This is a genomic window from Microbacterium croceum (genome assembly GCF_023091245.1).
Lineage (GTDB): Bacteria > Actinomycetota > Actinomycetes > Actinomycetales > Microbacteriaceae > Microbacterium > Microbacterium croceum.
This window is the reverse complement of the sequence record NZ_JAHWXN010000001.1, coordinates 218,720-233,332: the sequence shown is the minus strand read 5'-3', so window position 1 is coordinate 233,332 and position 14,613 is coordinate 218,720. Positions and strand designations below refer to the sequence as shown.

At 69.0% G+C, this 14,613-nt stretch carries 16 protein-coding genes and 1 pseudogene; 6 read left to right on the top strand and 11 right to left on the bottom strand.

The genetic code is table 11. From position 1 onward, the window contains the following. Window positions 1-69: 69 nt before the first annotated feature. Together pyrE and KZC51_RS01040 are read left to right on the top strand one after the other, a co-directional pair. Entirely contained in the window at window positions 70-630 is a 561-nt protein-coding gene (pyrE, locus tag KZC51_RS01045; RefSeq protein WP_247628169.1) for an orotate phosphoribosyltransferase, read from the top strand. Beyond that, window positions 627-1,529 (top strand): ROK family protein, encoded by a 903-nt coding sequence (locus KZC51_RS01040; RefSeq protein WP_247628168.1) that lies wholly within the window; start codon window positions 627-629, stop codon window positions 1,527-1,529. Before pyrE ends, KZC51_RS01040 begins: the two co-directional genes overlap by 4 nt. An 80-nt stretch (window positions 1,530-1,609) precedes the next feature. On the opposite strand, the gene KZC51_RS01035 is transcribed toward KZC51_RS01040, so the two are convergent. Next, window positions 1,610-1,972: an apolipoprotein A1/A4/E family protein gene (locus KZC51_RS01035; RefSeq protein WP_247628167.1), complete on the bottom strand. Its 363-nt coding sequence runs from the start codon at window positions 1,970-1,972 to the stop codon at window positions 1,610-1,612. Window positions 1,973-2,172: 200 nt separating this feature from the next. On the opposite strand from KZC51_RS01035, the gene KZC51_RS01030 reads away from it, so the two are divergent. Continuing rightward, window positions 2,173-3,324 carry an anhydro-N-acetylmuramic acid kinase gene (locus KZC51_RS01030; protein ID WP_247628166.1) on the top strand — a complete coding sequence of 384 codons (1,152 nt, stop codon included), beginning with the start codon at window positions 2,173-2,175 and terminating at the stop codon, window positions 3,322-3,324. Between the two features lie 22 nt (window positions 3,325-3,346). Here KZC51_RS01030 and KZC51_RS01025 read toward each other — a convergent pair whose 3' ends face one another. The 9 genes from KZC51_RS01025 to KZC51_RS00985 form a co-directional block, all read right to left on the bottom strand. Then, window positions 3,347-3,517: a hypothetical protein gene (locus KZC51_RS01025; RefSeq protein WP_247628165.1), complete on the bottom strand. Its 171-nt coding sequence runs from the start codon at window positions 3,515-3,517 to the stop codon at window positions 3,347-3,349. After that, window positions 3,514-4,080 (bottom strand): YdeI/OmpD-associated family protein, encoded by a 567-nt coding sequence (locus KZC51_RS01020; protein ID WP_247628164.1) that lies wholly within the window; start codon window positions 4,078-4,080, stop codon window positions 3,514-3,516. The genes KZC51_RS01025 and KZC51_RS01020 overlap by 4 nt, the downstream gene beginning before the upstream one ends. Window position 4,081: 1 nt before the next feature. After that, window positions 4,082-4,891, bottom strand: a complete 810-nt coding sequence (locus KZC51_RS01015; protein WP_247628163.1) for an HAD-IIA family hydrolase — start codon at window positions 4,889-4,891, stop codon at window positions 4,082-4,084. A 53-nt stretch (window positions 4,892-4,944) separates the two neighbouring features. Then, a complete protein-coding gene (locus KZC51_RS01010) occupies window positions 4,945-5,526 on the bottom strand; it encodes a hypothetical protein (protein WP_247628162.1) in 582 nt (193 codons plus the stop codon). Between the two features lie 68 nt (window positions 5,527-5,594). Next, window positions 5,595-7,385, bottom strand: a complete 1,791-nt coding sequence (locus tag KZC51_RS17800; RefSeq protein ID WP_247628161.1) for an alpha/beta hydrolase — start codon at window positions 7,383-7,385, stop codon at window positions 5,595-5,597. Next, window positions 7,382-7,687 (bottom strand): hypothetical protein, encoded by a 306-nt coding sequence (locus KZC51_RS01000; protein ID WP_247628160.1) that lies wholly within the window; start codon window positions 7,685-7,687, stop codon window positions 7,382-7,384. The genes KZC51_RS17800 and KZC51_RS01000 overlap by 4 nt, the downstream gene beginning before the upstream one ends. A 107-nt stretch (window positions 7,688-7,794) precedes the next feature. Next, the gene (locus tag KZC51_RS00995; protein ID WP_247628159.1) at window positions 7,795-8,424 is read right to left on the bottom strand and encodes a metal-dependent transcriptional regulator; all 630 of its coding nucleotides are present in this window, start codon (window positions 8,422-8,424) and stop codon (window positions 7,795-7,797) included. A 24-nt stretch (window positions 8,425-8,448) separates the two neighbouring features. Then, the gene (locus tag KZC51_RS00990) at window positions 8,449-8,751 is read right to left on the bottom strand and encodes a hypothetical protein (RefSeq protein ID WP_247628158.1); all 303 of its coding nucleotides are present in this window, start codon (window positions 8,749-8,751) and stop codon (window positions 8,449-8,451) included. A 21-nt stretch (window positions 8,752-8,772) separates the two neighbouring features. Continuing rightward, complete coding sequence (locus KZC51_RS00985; protein ID WP_247628157.1) at window positions 8,773-10,074, bottom strand: Nramp family divalent metal transporter; 1,302 nt, start codon at window positions 10,072-10,074, stop codon at window positions 8,773-8,775. A gap of 70 nt (window positions 10,075-10,144) precedes the next feature. Between KZC51_RS00985 and KZC51_RS00980 the strand changes: the two genes are divergently transcribed. Then, window positions 10,145-10,789: a TrmH family RNA methyltransferase gene (locus KZC51_RS00980; RefSeq protein ID WP_247628156.1), complete on the top strand. Its 645-nt coding sequence runs from the start codon at window positions 10,145-10,147 to the stop codon at window positions 10,787-10,789. A gap of 24 nt (window positions 10,790-10,813) precedes the next feature. Here the strand turns inward: KZC51_RS00980 and KZC51_RS00975 are convergent, their stop codons facing one another. Then, on the bottom strand, window positions 10,814-12,136 hold the full coding sequence (locus KZC51_RS00975) for an MATE family efflux transporter (RefSeq protein WP_247628155.1): 1,323 nt from the start codon (window positions 12,134-12,136) through the stop codon (window positions 10,814-10,816). A gap of 70 nt (window positions 12,137-12,206) precedes the next feature. Between KZC51_RS00975 and KZC51_RS00970 the strand changes: the two are divergent. Both KZC51_RS00970 and KZC51_RS00965 read left to right on the top strand, forming a co-directional pair. Then, a pseudogene (locus KZC51_RS00970) lies at window positions 12,207-12,401 on the top strand (DnaJ family domain-containing protein); the annotation flags it as partial. A 97-nt stretch (window positions 12,402-12,498) separates the two neighbouring features. Next, window positions 12,499-14,463 (top strand): M13 family metallopeptidase, encoded by a 1,965-nt coding sequence (locus tag KZC51_RS00965; protein ID WP_247628154.1) that lies wholly within the window; start codon window positions 12,499-12,501, stop codon window positions 14,461-14,463. The last annotated feature ends 150 nt before the right edge of the window (window positions 14,464-14,613 follow it).

The window sequence follows — 14,613 nt, the reverse complement described above, 5'->3', positions numbered from 1 at the left end:
CCTAGTTGCGGCATCGGACACGCAGACTTCCCGCGGAACACGACGCCCGCGCCTTCTACACTGGATGCCGTGACCGCACTCGACGCAGACCGCCAGACACTTCTCGACCTCATCACGGATGAGGCGGTGTTCCACGGCGACTTCACCCTCTCCAGCGGCAAGAAGGCGACGTACTACGTCGACATGCGCAAGCTCACCCTCGATCACAGGGCCGCACCGGCGATCGGCCGGATCATGCTCGACCTGATCGGCGACCTGGATGTCGTGGCGGTCGGCGGACTCACGCTCGGCGCCGACCCGATCGCGAACTCGGTGCTGCACGCCTCGGTCGCCACCGAGCGCCCGCTCGACGCGTTCGTCGTGCGCAAGGAGCCGAAGGACCACGGTCGCGGCCGCCAGATCGAGGGCGCCGACGTCAAGGGCAAGCGCGTCGTGGTGCTGGAAGACACCTCCACGACCGGACAGTCCGCGCTCAAGGCCGTCGAAGCCCTGCGCCGGGAAGGGGCCGAGGTCGTCGCCGTCGCCGTGATCGTCGACCGCAAGACCGGGGCCCAGGCCGCGATCGAAGCCGAGGGGCTCGAATGGCGCGCCGCGTTCGACCTCGACGACCTCGGACTCGACCCGCAGTGAACCGCTACGCACTGGCCGTCGATGTGGGCGGCACGAAGCTGGAGGCCGCGCTCGTGGCCGACGACGGCACCCTCGTGCCAGGAAGCCGCAGCCGCAGGGCCACGGGCCGGGACGCGACGCCCGCGTCACTCGACGAGGCGATCGCGACGGTGATCGCCCACGCACTCGCCCGTCTCCCCGCCGATGCCGAGCTCATCGGCGCCGGCATCGGCAGTGCCGGACCGATCGACCGGAACGTCGGACAGATCCTCCCCGTGAACATGCCCGCAGCCCGTGGATACGGTCTCGCGGATGCCGTGCGCACGACCGCCTCCGGGCTTCTCGGTCGCGAGCTGCCGACCGTCTTCGGTCACGACGGCGGTGCTCTCGCACTCGCCGAGTCCTGGCTCGGTGCGACGAAAGACGCCCGCTCTTCGCTCGCGATCGTCGTGTCGACGGGCGTCGGCGGCGGTTTCGTCGCGAACGGCGCTTACATTCCCGGTGCCACGGGCAATGCCGGACACCTCGGCCAGGTCCGTCGCGAAGGCGGGTTGACGCTCGAGGAGATCGCCTCCGGTCCGGCGAGCGCCGCCTGGGCGCAGCAGCAGGGCTGGACCGGCGCGACCGGCGAGGACCTGGCGCGGGATGCAGCGGCCGGCGACGCGATCGCTCGAGCCGCGATCGAGCGCTCCGCGAAGGCCGTCGGCGAGGCGCTGGCGGACGCCGCCACGCTCGTCGACCTGGACATGGTCGCGATCGGCGGCGGATTCTCGCGCGTCTCCGAGGACTACATCGACCTGGTGCAGCAGGCTCTCACCGCGAGTGCGGCACACGAGTACTCGCGGCGAGCCCGCGTCGTACGCTCGGGTCTCGGCGACGAGGGGCCGCTGATCGGCGCCGCGGCGCTCGTCATCCGCTGAGTGCCGGCGCTGAATCCAGGCGCTGAGTGCAGGCGCTGAGTCCGGGCGCTGAGTCCAGACGCTGAGTCCGCCGTCCGTTGTCAGTGGCCGGGCAGGACGAGATGCCGTACCGGACCCTCCCACCGTGCGACGGCGATCTTGAGTGCGGTCGTGTCGTCGATGACGGTATCGACCCGTGCGGTCAGTCGGTGGTCGAGTTCGTCGATGCGTGCGCCGAGCCGCTGGTCGAGTTCGTCGATGCGTGCGCCGAGCCGCTGGTCGAGGGCATCGATGCGTGCGGTCAGCCGGTGATCGAGTTCGTCGATGCGTGCGCCGAGCCTGTGGTCGACGGCGTCGATGCGCCGCACGCACCAGGCGAAGCCCGCGAGCATGGTCGTACCGAGGGTGAGCACGATGCCGACCGCACTCACCACGATCGCCAGGATCTCTGCGGACACGAACATGCCTCCATTCTGTTAGGGGTGTGGGGCGGGCACCAGCGAAACTACTCGAAGTGGGGGCTGGGACAGACCGCGCAGACCGCGGGCGCCGGAGGCTGTGGAGACTCGCTCGATTCGTCGGGCGGTGCAGAGGAGAGTCCCATTCCGTACACTCTCCTAACAAATACGTCGTAGGCTCGGGTGAGACGACGGAAGGACTGCGCATGCGCGTACTCGGCCTGCTCTCGGGCACCTCACACGACGGCATCGACGTCACAGTGGTCGAATTCGACGAGACCGACGGTGCGCTCCATGGCGACGTGCTGCTCGAGGACAGCATCCCCTACGGCCCGGAACTGCGCGCACGACTGGTCGCCGCGCTCCCTCCTGCCCAGACGACCCTCGCGGAGGTGTGCGAGCTCGACACCCTGATCGGGCAGGCGTTCGCCGAGGTCGCCGCCACCGCCGCGGCATCCGTCGGGGGAGTCGATGCCGTCTGCACGCATGGCCAGACCGTGTATCACTGGGTCGATGCCGGACACGCTCTCGGCACCCTGCAGATCGGGCAGCCCGCGTGGATCGCCGAGCGTGTGGGCGCTCCGGTGGTCTCGGATGTACGCATCCGCGACATCACCGTCGGAGGCCACGGCGCCCCGCTGGTGTCGTTCCTCGATGAACTGCTGCTGCGCGGACGCCCCGGCACCTCGGCCGCGCTGAACCTGGGCGGCATCGCGAACATCACGGTCGTCGGCGACGGCATCTCGGCCTACGACGTCGGCCCGGCCAACGCCCTGGTCGACGCCGTGGTCGTGGATGAGGGGCTGAACGACCTCGGCTACGACGAGGATGCCGCGATCGCCCGCACCGGCGCTGTCGACGAGACGCTGCTCACCGCGCTGCTCGCGGACCCGTACTACACGCTCCCCTCCCCGAAGAGCACCGGCAAGGAGCACTTCCACCTCGACTACGTGCGGGCGCTGCTGTCCGGACGCGAGATCTCGACGCCCGACCTCGTGCGCACGCTCACCGAGCTCACGGTGCAGACGGTCGCGCGGGATGTGCGGGCGGCGGGCATCGGCTACCTCGCGGTCTCAGGAGGCGGATGCCGCAACCCGCTCATCATGGAGGGATTGCGCACCGCGCTGCCCGAGGTCGAGGTGGTGCTGGCGGATGAGCTCGGCGCCTCGGCAGACAACAAGGAAGCCGTGCTGTTCGCGCTGATCGGCTGGTGCACGATGCACGGCGTGCCCGCGGTGATCCCGGGAGGAACCGGCGCGAGCGCTCCGCGCATCCTCGGCACGATCACGCCGGGAACCGGTCCGTTGCGGCTGCCGGAGCCCGTACCCGTCCTGCGCAGCCTGACCCTGCAGTCCTGATCGGCTGGATCGGCGCCCGGGGTCAGCGCGGAGGGCGCTGGTCGTCGTCCCAGGGGCCTTCCCACCAGCCGGCGCGGCCGTCACCCTCGTCGGAACCGCGGCGGCGTGAGCGCACGAACTGCACGATGAAGATCGTGAGCGAGCTCAGCAGGATCAGGAACACCACCAGGAACAGCACGTCGGACTGGTTCATGGGCGCTTCCCCTCTGCGGCATCCGAGACGATCTTGGCGATGCGGGCGCTGCGCGTCTCGGGGCGCTTCGCCATCGCGATGTGGGTGAGGCCGAACTTCTTGACCGACTTCGGGAACGCGTCCCAGTTCGCGCGCGCGGCAGGGGAGGCATCGAGCGCTGCGGCGAACTCGTCCGGCTCGATCCCCGCCTCCGGGCCGTCGAGCATCTCCCACGCTCCGTTGGCCTTGGCCACGTCGAGCGCGCGGATGCCGGCGGGCGCCAGCAACCCTGCCGCCTCGAGCTCCGCGATCCGCACCTTGTTCGTCGCCGCCCAGCCGCTGCTCGCCCGCCGAGGCGAGAACCACTGGGCGTTGATGCCGTCGAACGTCCGCACCGGCCCGTCGATCCACCCGAAGCAGAGTGCCTGGCGCACGGCATCCTCGTAACCGAGCCCGTCGACCGTGCCTCCGCGTACGTTCAGCAGCCAGACGCCGGGGGTACGCCCGTGGTGCTCCTCGAGCCAGGCGCGCCAGGCCGCGGCATCCGCTGCCGTCAGCCGCTCGCCCTCGTCGAGTGCACCCATGTCAGTCCTCGTCGAGCGTCGGAATCGTGCCGGTGACGGTGGGGAGCAGGTCGGCGACCGAGTCCACGATCTCGTCGGGGCGGAACGGGTACTTCTCGATCTCGGTCTGGTCGCTGATGCCGGTGAGCACCAGAATCGTGTGCAGACCGGCCTCGATGCCGGCGACGATGTCGGTGTCCATACGGTCGCCGATCATGCCGGTCTTCTTCGAGTGCGCACCGATCTTGTTGAGCGCCGAACGGAACATCATCGGGTTCGGCTTGCCGACCACATAGGGCTCCTTGCCGGTGGCCTTGGTGATGAGCGCGGCGATCGCGCCCGTGGCCGGCATCGGGCCCTCGGCGCTGGGGCCGGTGGCATCGGGGTTCGTCACGATGAAGCGCGAGCCCGCGTTGATGTGGCGGATGGCCTTGGTGATCGCCTCGAACGAGTAGTTGCGCGTCTCGCCGACCACCACGAAGTCCGGGTTCGTCTCGGTCATGATGAACCCGGCCTCGTGCAGAGCGGTGAGGATGCCGGCCTCGCCGATCACGAACGCGGAGCCGCCGGGCAACTGCTGCGCGAGGAAGTCGGCGGTGGCGAGCGCCGAGGTCCAGATGCGCTCCTCGGGCACGACCAGCCCGCTGGATCGCAGGCGGGCCGAGAGGTCGCGCGCGGTGAAGATCGAGTTGTTGGTGAGCACCAGGTAGGGGATGCTGTTGCGCTCCCACCCGGCGAGCATCTCGGACGCGCCGGGGATGGCGTCGTTCTCATGGACGAGCACGCCGTCCATGTCGGTGAGCCAGCATTCGATGTCGTCGCGGTGTGCCATATGCACAGCCTATTGCGCGGAGGTGTCGAGCACCTGCGGGTCGGTGGGAGACGCTACGGTGCGGGCGTCTCGCGGACGAACTGGGGGTCTCCCGGTGTGATGCCGAAGAACAGCGGGTCGGTGGGGGACTCCACGTCGGTGGGAAGATATCCGGCGAGGAAGACCTCGTCACCGAACAGCATGTCGGAGAGCTCATGGGCGTCCCCGGGGCGGCAGGAAGTGTCGGCGGCGACTCTGACACGGCCTTGGCCGTCGAACTCGATCAGGAGCTGGGAGAAGCCGCCCTGGTCGCGCACCGCGACCTGGATCAGCGACTCGTCTCCAACTCCGAGGACGCGGCGGCTCGGGGACAAACCTGCATCCTTTAGATGCTCTTCGACCGCGTCGGCGTTCGATTCACGCGTAGAGGGGTCCAGATTCAGGCTGCGATTGAGGTCGAAGCGGTAGCCGGCACCGTTGTCGCACTGATCAGGTTGCATCCCGTAGACGCCCAACTGCCCGATCTCCCAGGGCCCAGTGGACAGGACGGATTGAACTCCGTTCACGAACTCCCGATAGTCCATATACGTTTGCTTCGCGTCCGCATACAGAGCATCTCCCGTCGGCGCGGGGGCCGCGCTGTCGCATCCGGTCATGATCATCGCTCCTGTCAATGCCAAAGCGAGCGCCGCGAGCGCTCGCTTGCGTGCGTGCCTATCTCGGATCACCAAAGCCACCAATCATCGCTTCCGTATCCGCCCGGTGTCGTCAGCGGGTCGCCGGTCTTCAGGATATGCACGATGTTCGCGAACGACTCCGAGCCGTCTTGCAGGTATCCGCCGGGGTGGCCCGTCGAGCCGATGGGGAAATCGCCCTCGTCGTGCGTTCCGTGCCCGGGAGTCTGCAGCAAGGGATCGCCGTCGTGATGCTGTTCTGTCGGCGTGCTTCCGTCCTGGTTCGGCCCGTAGCCACCGTTGCTGTCGAACGACACGGCACCGTCGAGGCTGCCGGGATCGATGGGGTGCGTACCCCAGCTGAACGGGTTCTCGGGAGCCCACCGTCCTATTTCAGCCCAGGCGTCTTCGGGAGATGTCGATGCGTAGATGTTCGTTCCGGTGTAGTCGACGCGCGCGCTCGGATCATCGCCGAGAGTGCGATCCGTGAGTCCCGCCGAACCGATGGCGATCAGTTTGTCGACGCCCAGATTGTCGGCGGCGCTGCCGACCGCGAGAAAGGCAGTGGTGCTGCCGTACGAATGGCCGATCACTGTGGTGATGGCATCGCGAGGAGCGACCTGATCGAGCCCGCGCAGGAAGCCGGTCAGAGTCTCCGCCCCGACGACAGCCTGCTCTGTGCTCGCGACGGTCGCCAGGTTGGGAGTGTCATAGCCGAACCACACAATGGAGGCGGTGATCCCGGTGACGGCATCGTTGAGGTTCTGCGCGGTGTCGCCCCAATCGCCTAGTTGGTTCAGTTCGGTCATCATTCCGCCGAGCAGGACGGTGATGTTCGTCACGCCGGTGAGTGGGTCGACGATCCGGCCGGGGTCATAGGTGAAACCGTCGACGTAGAGCATCGCTGCCGTTGCCTGGTTCTTGTCGAAGAGGTTAAGGGAGACGGGCACGCCACCTCGGCGCAGTTCCTCCCGCAGCACATCGATCTCCGTGTCGCGCGGATCGCCCCACTCCACGGCATCCGCATCCATGAGCGTCTTCACGTTCGCGGCGATCCGGTACTCGTACGGCACTCCCTCGAGGTTCCCGACGAACCCCGGATACCTCTCGATGTAGTGCTCCTTCTGCTTATCCGTCAGCGTGTCCCAGATCGCCGCGACCTCGGCTGGCGAGTCCGCGTCGGCGAGGGATGCGAGGGTCGTGGCATCGGCGGCGGAGACGTAGGTCTCGTCTACGCTCGCGAGGGCCGCGACAGCTCTGGCGTACGCGTCATCCCAGGACTCGTATGCGCGCTCCCAGGCGTTCCACGCGTCTTCGAGGTCGGATGCGGCGGTGGTGCTCGCGGTCTGAGCCGTCTCGACGGCATCGCGGAAGCGCTCGTCCTTGGCGTGAAGAGTCCGAGTCGGAATTGTCGTGTCTTCCCCGGAGCTCCACGCTTCGTAGTCGTCGCTGCCCTCCCACGTGGTCAGTGCGGTCTGGGCATCGGCCAGATCTGCGTTGGCAGTATCGACCGCGGCTTGCGCCTCGGTCACCGACGCCATGAGCTGGTTCGCGCGTCCGCCGTGCTCCTCCGCGCCCTGGCCGTAGGTGAGGACGATCCCCTTGATGCGGCGGATGCGAGCGGCAGGCGCGGCGAACATGGTGGCGACGTCGCTCGCCATGCTCTTGGCCTGACCCAGCGCCTGTCCGCGCCCTTCGAGGTTGTCGGCCAGATTGCGCAGCACGAGCTGCATCGTGCCGACCTCTTCCGCCGCATCCTCGAGATGCCCGTGCAGGCTGTTCATCTGGCCCGCGTCGTAGTCGATATGCTCGAACGGGTAGCCCTTCGGTGACGCCGTCACAGCGGGAGATCCTCCCAGCCCGAGCCGAGCTGCAGGTCGAGATCGGCCGTCTGCGTCTCCAGCGCCATGATGCGCCCTGCGACCTTCAGCACGTCGTCCTGCCCGATCTGCACGAGCGCATGCGTCTCGCCGATCGCGCCCTCGAGCATCTCGCGCAGGGATGACCGCCCCAGCGGCGCCTGCACCCCGGTCTCCGCGGAGTGGGCCGTGCTCATCTTCGCGTCGAGCTCGCGCGCGGAGACTTCGAGCTCGGTGCGCTGTGTGGAGAGCACCAACTGCGTGATGCTGAAGTCCTCTGACATGGATCTGTCCCCCCCGGGTCGACTCCACAGTACGAGATCCGCGACGGATGCTCAGGCGATGACCCCCATTAGTGGTGGTTCAGGGCGGTGGCTTCAGGCGCTACGTGTCAGGCCGTGAGCCAGATCACATCCGCCGCATGCGCGATTTCGGCCTGCGTGCCGTCGACGGAGAAGCCGCCCGGCGTCACCGACACGTCGACACCCACCGCGATCCCGACGGCCTCGACCGCGCGCAGGATCTCGGGGTCCCGGTCGTCCACGCGCAGCACGCGTCCCACGTGCCCCACCGGCGCATCCGCGAGCAGCACGAACGGCTCGCGCTCGACATGGCCGTCGGCATCGGGGATCGCGTCGCCGTGCGGGTCGAACCGGGGGCGCCCCAGACGGGCGTCGATGCGTTCCAGCAGCCGGTCGCTGATCGTGTGCTCCAGCACCTCGGCCTCGTCGTGCACCTCGTGCCAGCCGTAGTCGAACTCCCGCACCAGCCACGTCTCGATGAGCCGGTGGCGCCGCACCATCGCGAGGGCGCGGCGCGTGCCGGCATCCGTCAACCGCACTGCGCCGTATGGCACATGAGAGACGAGGCCGGCGGCGGCGAGCTTCTTCACCATCTCTGTGACCGAGGACGGAGCGATGCCGAGCTTCGCGGCGAGCACCGACGGGGTGATCGGGGCGTCCTGCCATTCGGTGTGCGCGTAGACGGTCTTGAGGTAGTCGTCTGCTGCCGGGGATGCCACGGAATCAGTCTAGGTCAGCGCCCTCTACGCGTTCGCGGCGGCCAGGAGCATGACGAAGGCGACCTGCCCGGCGAAGAACACCACGAGGAATCCGAGCAGCGCAGCCGCGAGCGACAGGCGCCCGTCGAAGCCGGGGATCGAGGCGATACCGATCTTGCGAGCGCGGAACGCCGATACGAGCGTCGCGATGCCGAGCGCAAGCTGCACCCACGGGCCGCCGAAAGGCAGCACGGTCGGGAACGCGACCAGGAGGCCGCCGATCACGCCGGTCGCGATGCCGATCCAGGTGAGGATGCGAACGGTGCGGCGGGCGTGATCGGCAGACATGACTCCGAGCCTATCCGCGGCTCAGGCTCCGGTGAGCACCAGCCAGAGCAGGGCGCCGTTGAGAGCGATCAGCAGCACCGAGGCGATGATGCCCGCGGCAGTCGTCCACGCCCGGTTCGCCCATACGCCCAGGGTGCGGCGCTGCGCCGTGAGCGCGACGAGAGGGATCAGCGCGAACGGGATGCCGAACGACAGCACGACCTGGCTGAGCACGAGCGCGAGCGTGGGGTCGACCCCGACGCCGAGGATCACGAGCGCGGGGATGAGCGTCACCAGGCGCCGGGCCAGCAGGGGGACGCGCACGTGCAGCAGTCCCTGCATGATCTCGGCGCCAGCGTAGGCGCCGACCGAGGTCGAGGCGAGACCGGAGGCGAGCAGCCCGACCGCGAAGAACGTCGCGACGACGGGCCCGAGTCCGGCAGCCAGTGCGGCATGCGCGCCCTCGAGCGAGTCCGTCCCTTCGACCCCGGCGAGGTTCGCGGCGGCCAGCAGCAGGATGCCGAGGTTCACGGACCCGGCGATGACCATGGCGATCGACACGTCCCACCGGGTCGCGGTGAGCAGCCGGCGGATGCGTGACACATCGGTGCGCACGGCCTCGGCGGCGGCATCCGGAGCCTGGTTGTTCGGGGATGCCGAGCCGAACCGGTCGCGGCTGAGCGCGGAATGCGCGTAGATGGCGTGCGGCATGATCGTCGCGCCCAGGATGGATGCGGCGAGCAGCACGGATCCGGTGCCCTCGAAGCGCGGCACCAGGCCGCCCATCACGCCGGCGGGGTCCGGTGGCGCGACGAAGACGCCGGCGACGAAACCGATCGTGATGATCGCCATGAGGCCGATGATCACGAACTCGAAGTGCCGCGGTCCCCGTCGACTCTGCACGGCGAGGAGGATCATCGACACGGCGCCGGTGATGAGGCCACCGAGCAGCAGCGGCACGTCGAACAGCAGGTTCAGCGCGACCGCGCCGCCGATCACCTCGGCGAGATCTGTGGCCATCGCGACCAGTTCGGCCTGCAGCCAGTAGGAGCGTCGCGCCCAGCGGCTGCGGAGGCGCGAGCCCAGCACCTCGGGAAGGCTCTGCCCGGTGACCACCCCCAGCTTGGCCGACAGGTACTGGATCAGCCACGCCATCACGTTGCCGGCGATGACGACCCAGACCAGCAGGTAGCCGTACTGCGCGCCCGCCGTCATGTTGCTGGCGACGTTGCCCGGATCGAGATACGCGACGCCCGCCACGAGCGCGGGTCCGAGCAGCCACAGGCTGCGCGGCGGGGTGGTGCGCGTCACGGGCGCCTCGGCGAGCTCGGAATTTTTAGGCATGCCGAAAGCGTAGCGGATATTTCGGTGCACCTAAATATCTCGTCTCGAGATGTCCGGATAGCCTGGCGGGATGGATGAGCAGACGCCCGAGAGCGGCACGCCCGAGCGCACCACCCATGGCGTCGGTCCCTGGCCGGGCGGCGCGGACGCGTGGCCTGAGGGGGAGCAGTACGACCCCGAACTGCTCGAGGTCGGGGATACCCGCAACGTGATCGACCGCTACCGCTATTGGCGGATGGAGGCCATCGTCGCGGACCTCGACACGCAGCGGCATCCGTTCCACGTCGCGATCGAGAACTGGCAGCACGACATGAACATCGGCTCGATCGTGCGCAGCGCCAACGCGTTCCTGGCCGACACCGTGCACATCATCGGCCGCCGCCGCTGGAACAAGCGCGGCGCCATGGTCACCGACAGGTACCAGCACGTCGTGCACCACGACGACGTCGAGACCTTCGCGGCCTGGGCGGCGGGGGAGGGCATCCCGATCATCGCGGTCGACAACGTCGAAGGATCGGTGCCGGTCGACAAAGCCGAGCTCCCCGAACGCTGCGTGCTGCTGTTCGGTCAGGAGGGGCCGGGGTTGTCTGCGGAAGCGCTCGCCGCGGCATCCGGCCATGTCGAGATCACCCAGTACGGCTCGACGCGCTCGATCAACGCCAGCGCCGCCGCTGCTGTGATCATGTACGAATGGTGCCGCCGCTTCGCGCGATGATGTGGACTGTCATGCCGCAGCTCATCACACGGCTGCGGACAGCCAGCGGCCCGAGCGCACCCGCCAGCCCAGCGTCGCCAGGCGGGCGAGCAGGTACACGCCGAAGAAGGCCAGTGAGAGCCAGACCAGTCCGGCGCTGCCGTCGACGCCCACGGCGGCGATGATCCACAGCGCGGGCAGGAACGGCACGAGGTTCAGGCCTCCGGCGATCGCGAGATAGCGCGCGTCGTTCGCTCCCATGAGCACGCCGTCGAGCACGAACACCACGCCGGCGATGGGCTGGGCGACCGCGAGCACGATCAGTGCCGGCTGCACCAGCGCCGCGACCTCGGCGTCGCCCGTGAACACGATGCCGAGCACACCGGAGAGCGCCGCGATGAGACCGCCGACGATGACGCCGAACCAGGCGCCCCAGGCCACGGTCCGCCCGAGCACGCGGTGCACGCGCTGTTCATCGCCGGCACCGAGCTCCTTGCCGATCAGCGCCTGCGCGGCGATCGCGAGTGCGTCGAGCGCGAACGCCGCCGCTGAGAAGATCGTGAAGACGATCTGCCAGCCCGCGAGCTCCTGGGTGCCGAGGCCGGTGGCGATGCCGACGGTGACGAGCAGCGCGACCCGCAGGCTCACGGTGCGCAGGAACAGCCATCCACCGGAGCGGGCGGTGTCGCGCAGGCCGTCGCGCTGGGCTCGGAGCGAGGCGCTGTGCGTCGTGGCCAGGCGGCGGATGACGAGCGCGTACGCGGCGACCATCCCCCATTGCGCCGTGATGGTGCCCGCCGCGGAACCGGCGATGCCCCAGCCGAAGCCGTAGATGAAGAGCAGGTTCAGCAGGGCGTTCGCCCCGAAGCCGAGTCCCGCGATCCACAGCGGCGTGACCGTGTCCTGCATGCCGCGCAGCAGGCCGGTCGCTGCGAACACGATGAGCATCGCGGGCAGGCCCCACATCGAGATCACCAGGTAGTCGTTGGCCTGCGCCGAGACCGCGTCGCCCGCGCCGAACAGCGACACGAGCCAGGGAGAGGACACTGCGCCGATCACCGCGAGCACGGCTCCGAGTCCGAGCGCGAGCCACATGCCGTTGATGCCGACCGAGACCGCGTCTCCCGGCTGCCCTGCGCCGAAACGGCGGGCCACGGCCGGCGTCGTCGAGTAGGCGAGGAACACCATGAGCCCGACGATCGTCTGGAGGATCGCGCCGGCGATGCCGAGGCCGGCCAGGGGGGTGGTGCCGAGATGCCCGACCAGTGCGGCGTCGACGATCAGGAACGCCGGTTCCGCGATCAGCGCGCCGAGTGCGGGGACGGCCAGCCGCAGGATCTCTCGGTTGAGGGAGATGCGCGCGGTCATCCTCAGAGCCTATGGGCTGGCGTCGACGTCGCGCCTCCTGCCGGCGCCGGCATTCTTGCGCGGTCGTAGGGTGGAGGACTTCAACAGCCGGGTGCGCGAAGCCAGACGCCAGTTGCAGGGCGGCCCGCCCGTCGTGACCTCGCCGCGCGACATCGATGCCGAGGTCGCCGCCTGGGCGGCACGACGCGCTGCCCGATCCGTGGCCGCGTCTGCAGAGGAACCCGCGCGACCGCGCCGCCGCTTCGGCATCCGTCGCCGGGATTGACCCCGCCACCGACGCTGAGCGCTTCGCGCCGAGCGCACGGCATCGACTCGAGAGCTCGTTCCGCGCCGGTGGGAGAGGCGGGTCATAGGGTGGACGCATGACTGACGTTCTCCCCGCAGGCCTGGCCACCGACGAGTTCAGCTCCGACATCCGTCCGCAGGACGATCTGTACCGCCACGTCAACGGCGCGTGGCTCGCACGCACCGAGATCCCGGGTGACAAGGCCCGCTGGGGATCGTTCCATCTGCTCGCCGAGCAGGCGGAGGCCGACGTCCGCGCCATCATCGAGGAGTCGCAGGATGCCGAGCCCGACACCCTCGCCGGCAAGATCGGCGGGCTGTTCGCGAGCTTCATGGACACCGAGCGCATCGCCGCAGCCGGGGTGACCCCGCTCGCGGAGACCCTCGCCGAGATCGAGGCGATCGACGGCATCCCCTCCTTCCTCCGCACGGTCGGCGCCTACGACCGCGACGGTCGCGCGCACCTGATCGGCTTCTACGTCGACGGCGACCCCGGCAACCCCGAGCGCTACGTGCCGGTGGTCGTTCAGTCCGGTCTGTCGCTGCCCGACGAGAGCTACTTCCGCCTCGACACGTTCGCCGACACCCGTGCCGCCTACCGCGCGCACCTCGAGCGCCTGCTGGGGCTGGCCGGGATCCCCGATGCAGGGTCGACGGCCGACCGCGCGATCGCGCTCGAGACCGAGCTCGCCGGGCACCACTGGGACAACGTGCGCAGCCGCGACGCGGTCGCCACCTACAACCTGAAGACCTGGGACGAGGTGCAGGCGCTTGCCGGCGTCGACCTCACCCCGTGGCGTGACGCGGTCGCCCCGTCGAACCCGGCCGCCTTCGCGGAGATCGTGGTGTCGCAGCCGAGCTTCCTCGAGGGACTCGGCTCGCTGCTGACCCCCGAGCGCCTCGACGACTGGAAGGCATGGCTGCGCGCCCAGGTCGTGCACGCCGCAGCCCCCTACCTGACCGACGAGTTCGTGCAGGAGAACTTCTCGTTCTACGGCACCGAGCTCACCGGTGTGCCGTCGATCCGGGAGCGATGGAAGCGCGGCGTCTCGGTCACCGAGAGCGCCCTGGGCGAGGCGATCGGCAAGGTCTACGTCGAGCGGCACTACCCGCCGACGGCGAAGGCCGCGATGGACGAACTCGTCGCGAACCTGATCGAGGCCTACCGCCAGAGCATCACGGACCTCGAGTGGATGACCGCCGAGACGCGCGAGCGGGCGCTCGCCAAGCTCGACTCGTTCACGCCCAAGATCGGGCACCCCGAGGTGTGGCGCGACTACTCCAGCCTCGTGATCGACCGCGCCGATCTGTTCGGCAATGTGCGCCGCGCCGCGATCTTCGAGCACGACCGGCACGTCGACAAGGTGGGCAAGCCGATCGACCGCACCGAGTGGCACATGCCTCCCCAGATGGTGAACGCGTACTACAACCCGTCCATGAACGAGATCGTGTTCCCCGCGGCGATCCTGCAGTACCCGTTCTTCGACGCCGGCCGTGACGCCGCCGCCAACTACGGCGGCATCGGCGCGGTCATCGGCCACGAGATCGGCCACGGCTTCGACGACCAGGGCAGCCGCTACGACGGCGACGGACGCCTGCAGGACTGGTGGACGGATGCCGACCGCGCCGCGTTCGAGGAGCGGACCAAGGCGCTCATCGCGCAGTACGACGAGCTGGTCCCCGAGGGGCTCGACCCGGAGCACCACGTCAACGGCGCGCTCACCATCGGCGAGAACATCGGCGATCTGGGCGGTCTGGGCATCGCGCTCAAGGCCTACGAGCTGTCGCTGGGTGGGGCGGAGGCGCCGGTCATCGACGGCTACACCGGCGTGCAGCGCCTGCTGCTCTCCTGGGCGCAGGTGTGGCAGCAGAAGAGCCGTGACGCCGAGACGCTGCGTCTGCTCACCATCGACCCGCACTCGCCCAACGAGTTCCGCTGCAACCAGATCGTCCGCAACATCGACGCCTTCTACGACGCCTTCGACGTCGCTGAGAACGATGCGCTGTGGCTGCCTGCGGAGTCGCGCGTGACGATCTGGTGATGATCCTCGGGGCTCCGATGACCATCAGGTGATGATCGCCGGGGTGTGAACGGGCTGCGCTGTGGCTTCCCGCGGCCTCGCGGGTGACCATCTGGTGATGATTCTCGCGGGGCGGGTGACCATCCGATGACCATTCTCCGGAGTCTGTGA

Coding starts and splice junctions, on each gene's coding strand:
- KZC51_RS01035 (WP_247628167.1), bottom strand. CDS start 1,972: ATGTTCGTGTCCGCAGAGATCCTGGCGATCGTGGTGAGTGCGGTCGGC.
- KZC51_RS01030 (WP_247628166.1), top strand. CDS start 2,173: ATGCGCGTACTCGGCCTGCTCTCGGGCACCTCACACGACGGCATCGAC.
- KZC51_RS01025 (WP_247628165.1), bottom strand. CDS start 3,517: ATGAACCAGTCCGACGTGCTGTTCCTGGTGGTGTTCCTGATCCTGCTG.
- KZC51_RS01020 (WP_247628164.1), bottom strand. CDS start 4,080: ATGGGTGCACTCGACGAGGGCGAGCGGCTGACGGCAGCGGATGCCGCG.
- KZC51_RS01015 (WP_247628163.1), bottom strand. CDS start 4,891: ATGGCACACCGCGACGACATCGAATGCTGGCTCACCGACATGGACGGC.
- KZC51_RS01010 (WP_247628162.1), bottom strand. CDS start 5,526: ATGACCGGATGCGACAGCGCGGCCCCCGCGCCGACGGGAGATGCTCTG.
- KZC51_RS01000 (WP_247628160.1), bottom strand. CDS start 7,687: ATGTCAGAGGACTTCAGCATCACGCAGTTGGTGCTCTCCACACAGCGC.
- KZC51_RS00990 (WP_247628158.1), bottom strand. CDS start 8,751: ATGTCTGCCGATCACGCCCGCCGCACCGTTCGCATCCTCACCTGGATC.
- KZC51_RS00985 (WP_247628157.1), bottom strand. CDS start 10,074: ATGCCTAAAAATTCCGAGCTCGCCGAGGCGCCCGTGACGCGCACCACC.
- KZC51_RS00980 (WP_247628156.1), top strand. CDS start 10,145: ATGGATGAGCAGACGCCCGAGAGCGGCACGCCCGAGCGCACCACCCAT.
- KZC51_RS00975 (WP_247628155.1), bottom strand. CDS start 12,136: ATGACCGCGCGCATCTCCCTCAACCGAGAGATCCTGCGGCTGGCCGTC.
- KZC51_RS00965 (WP_247628154.1), top strand. CDS start 12,499: ATGACTGACGTTCTCCCCGCAGGCCTGGCCACCGACGAGTTCAGCTCC.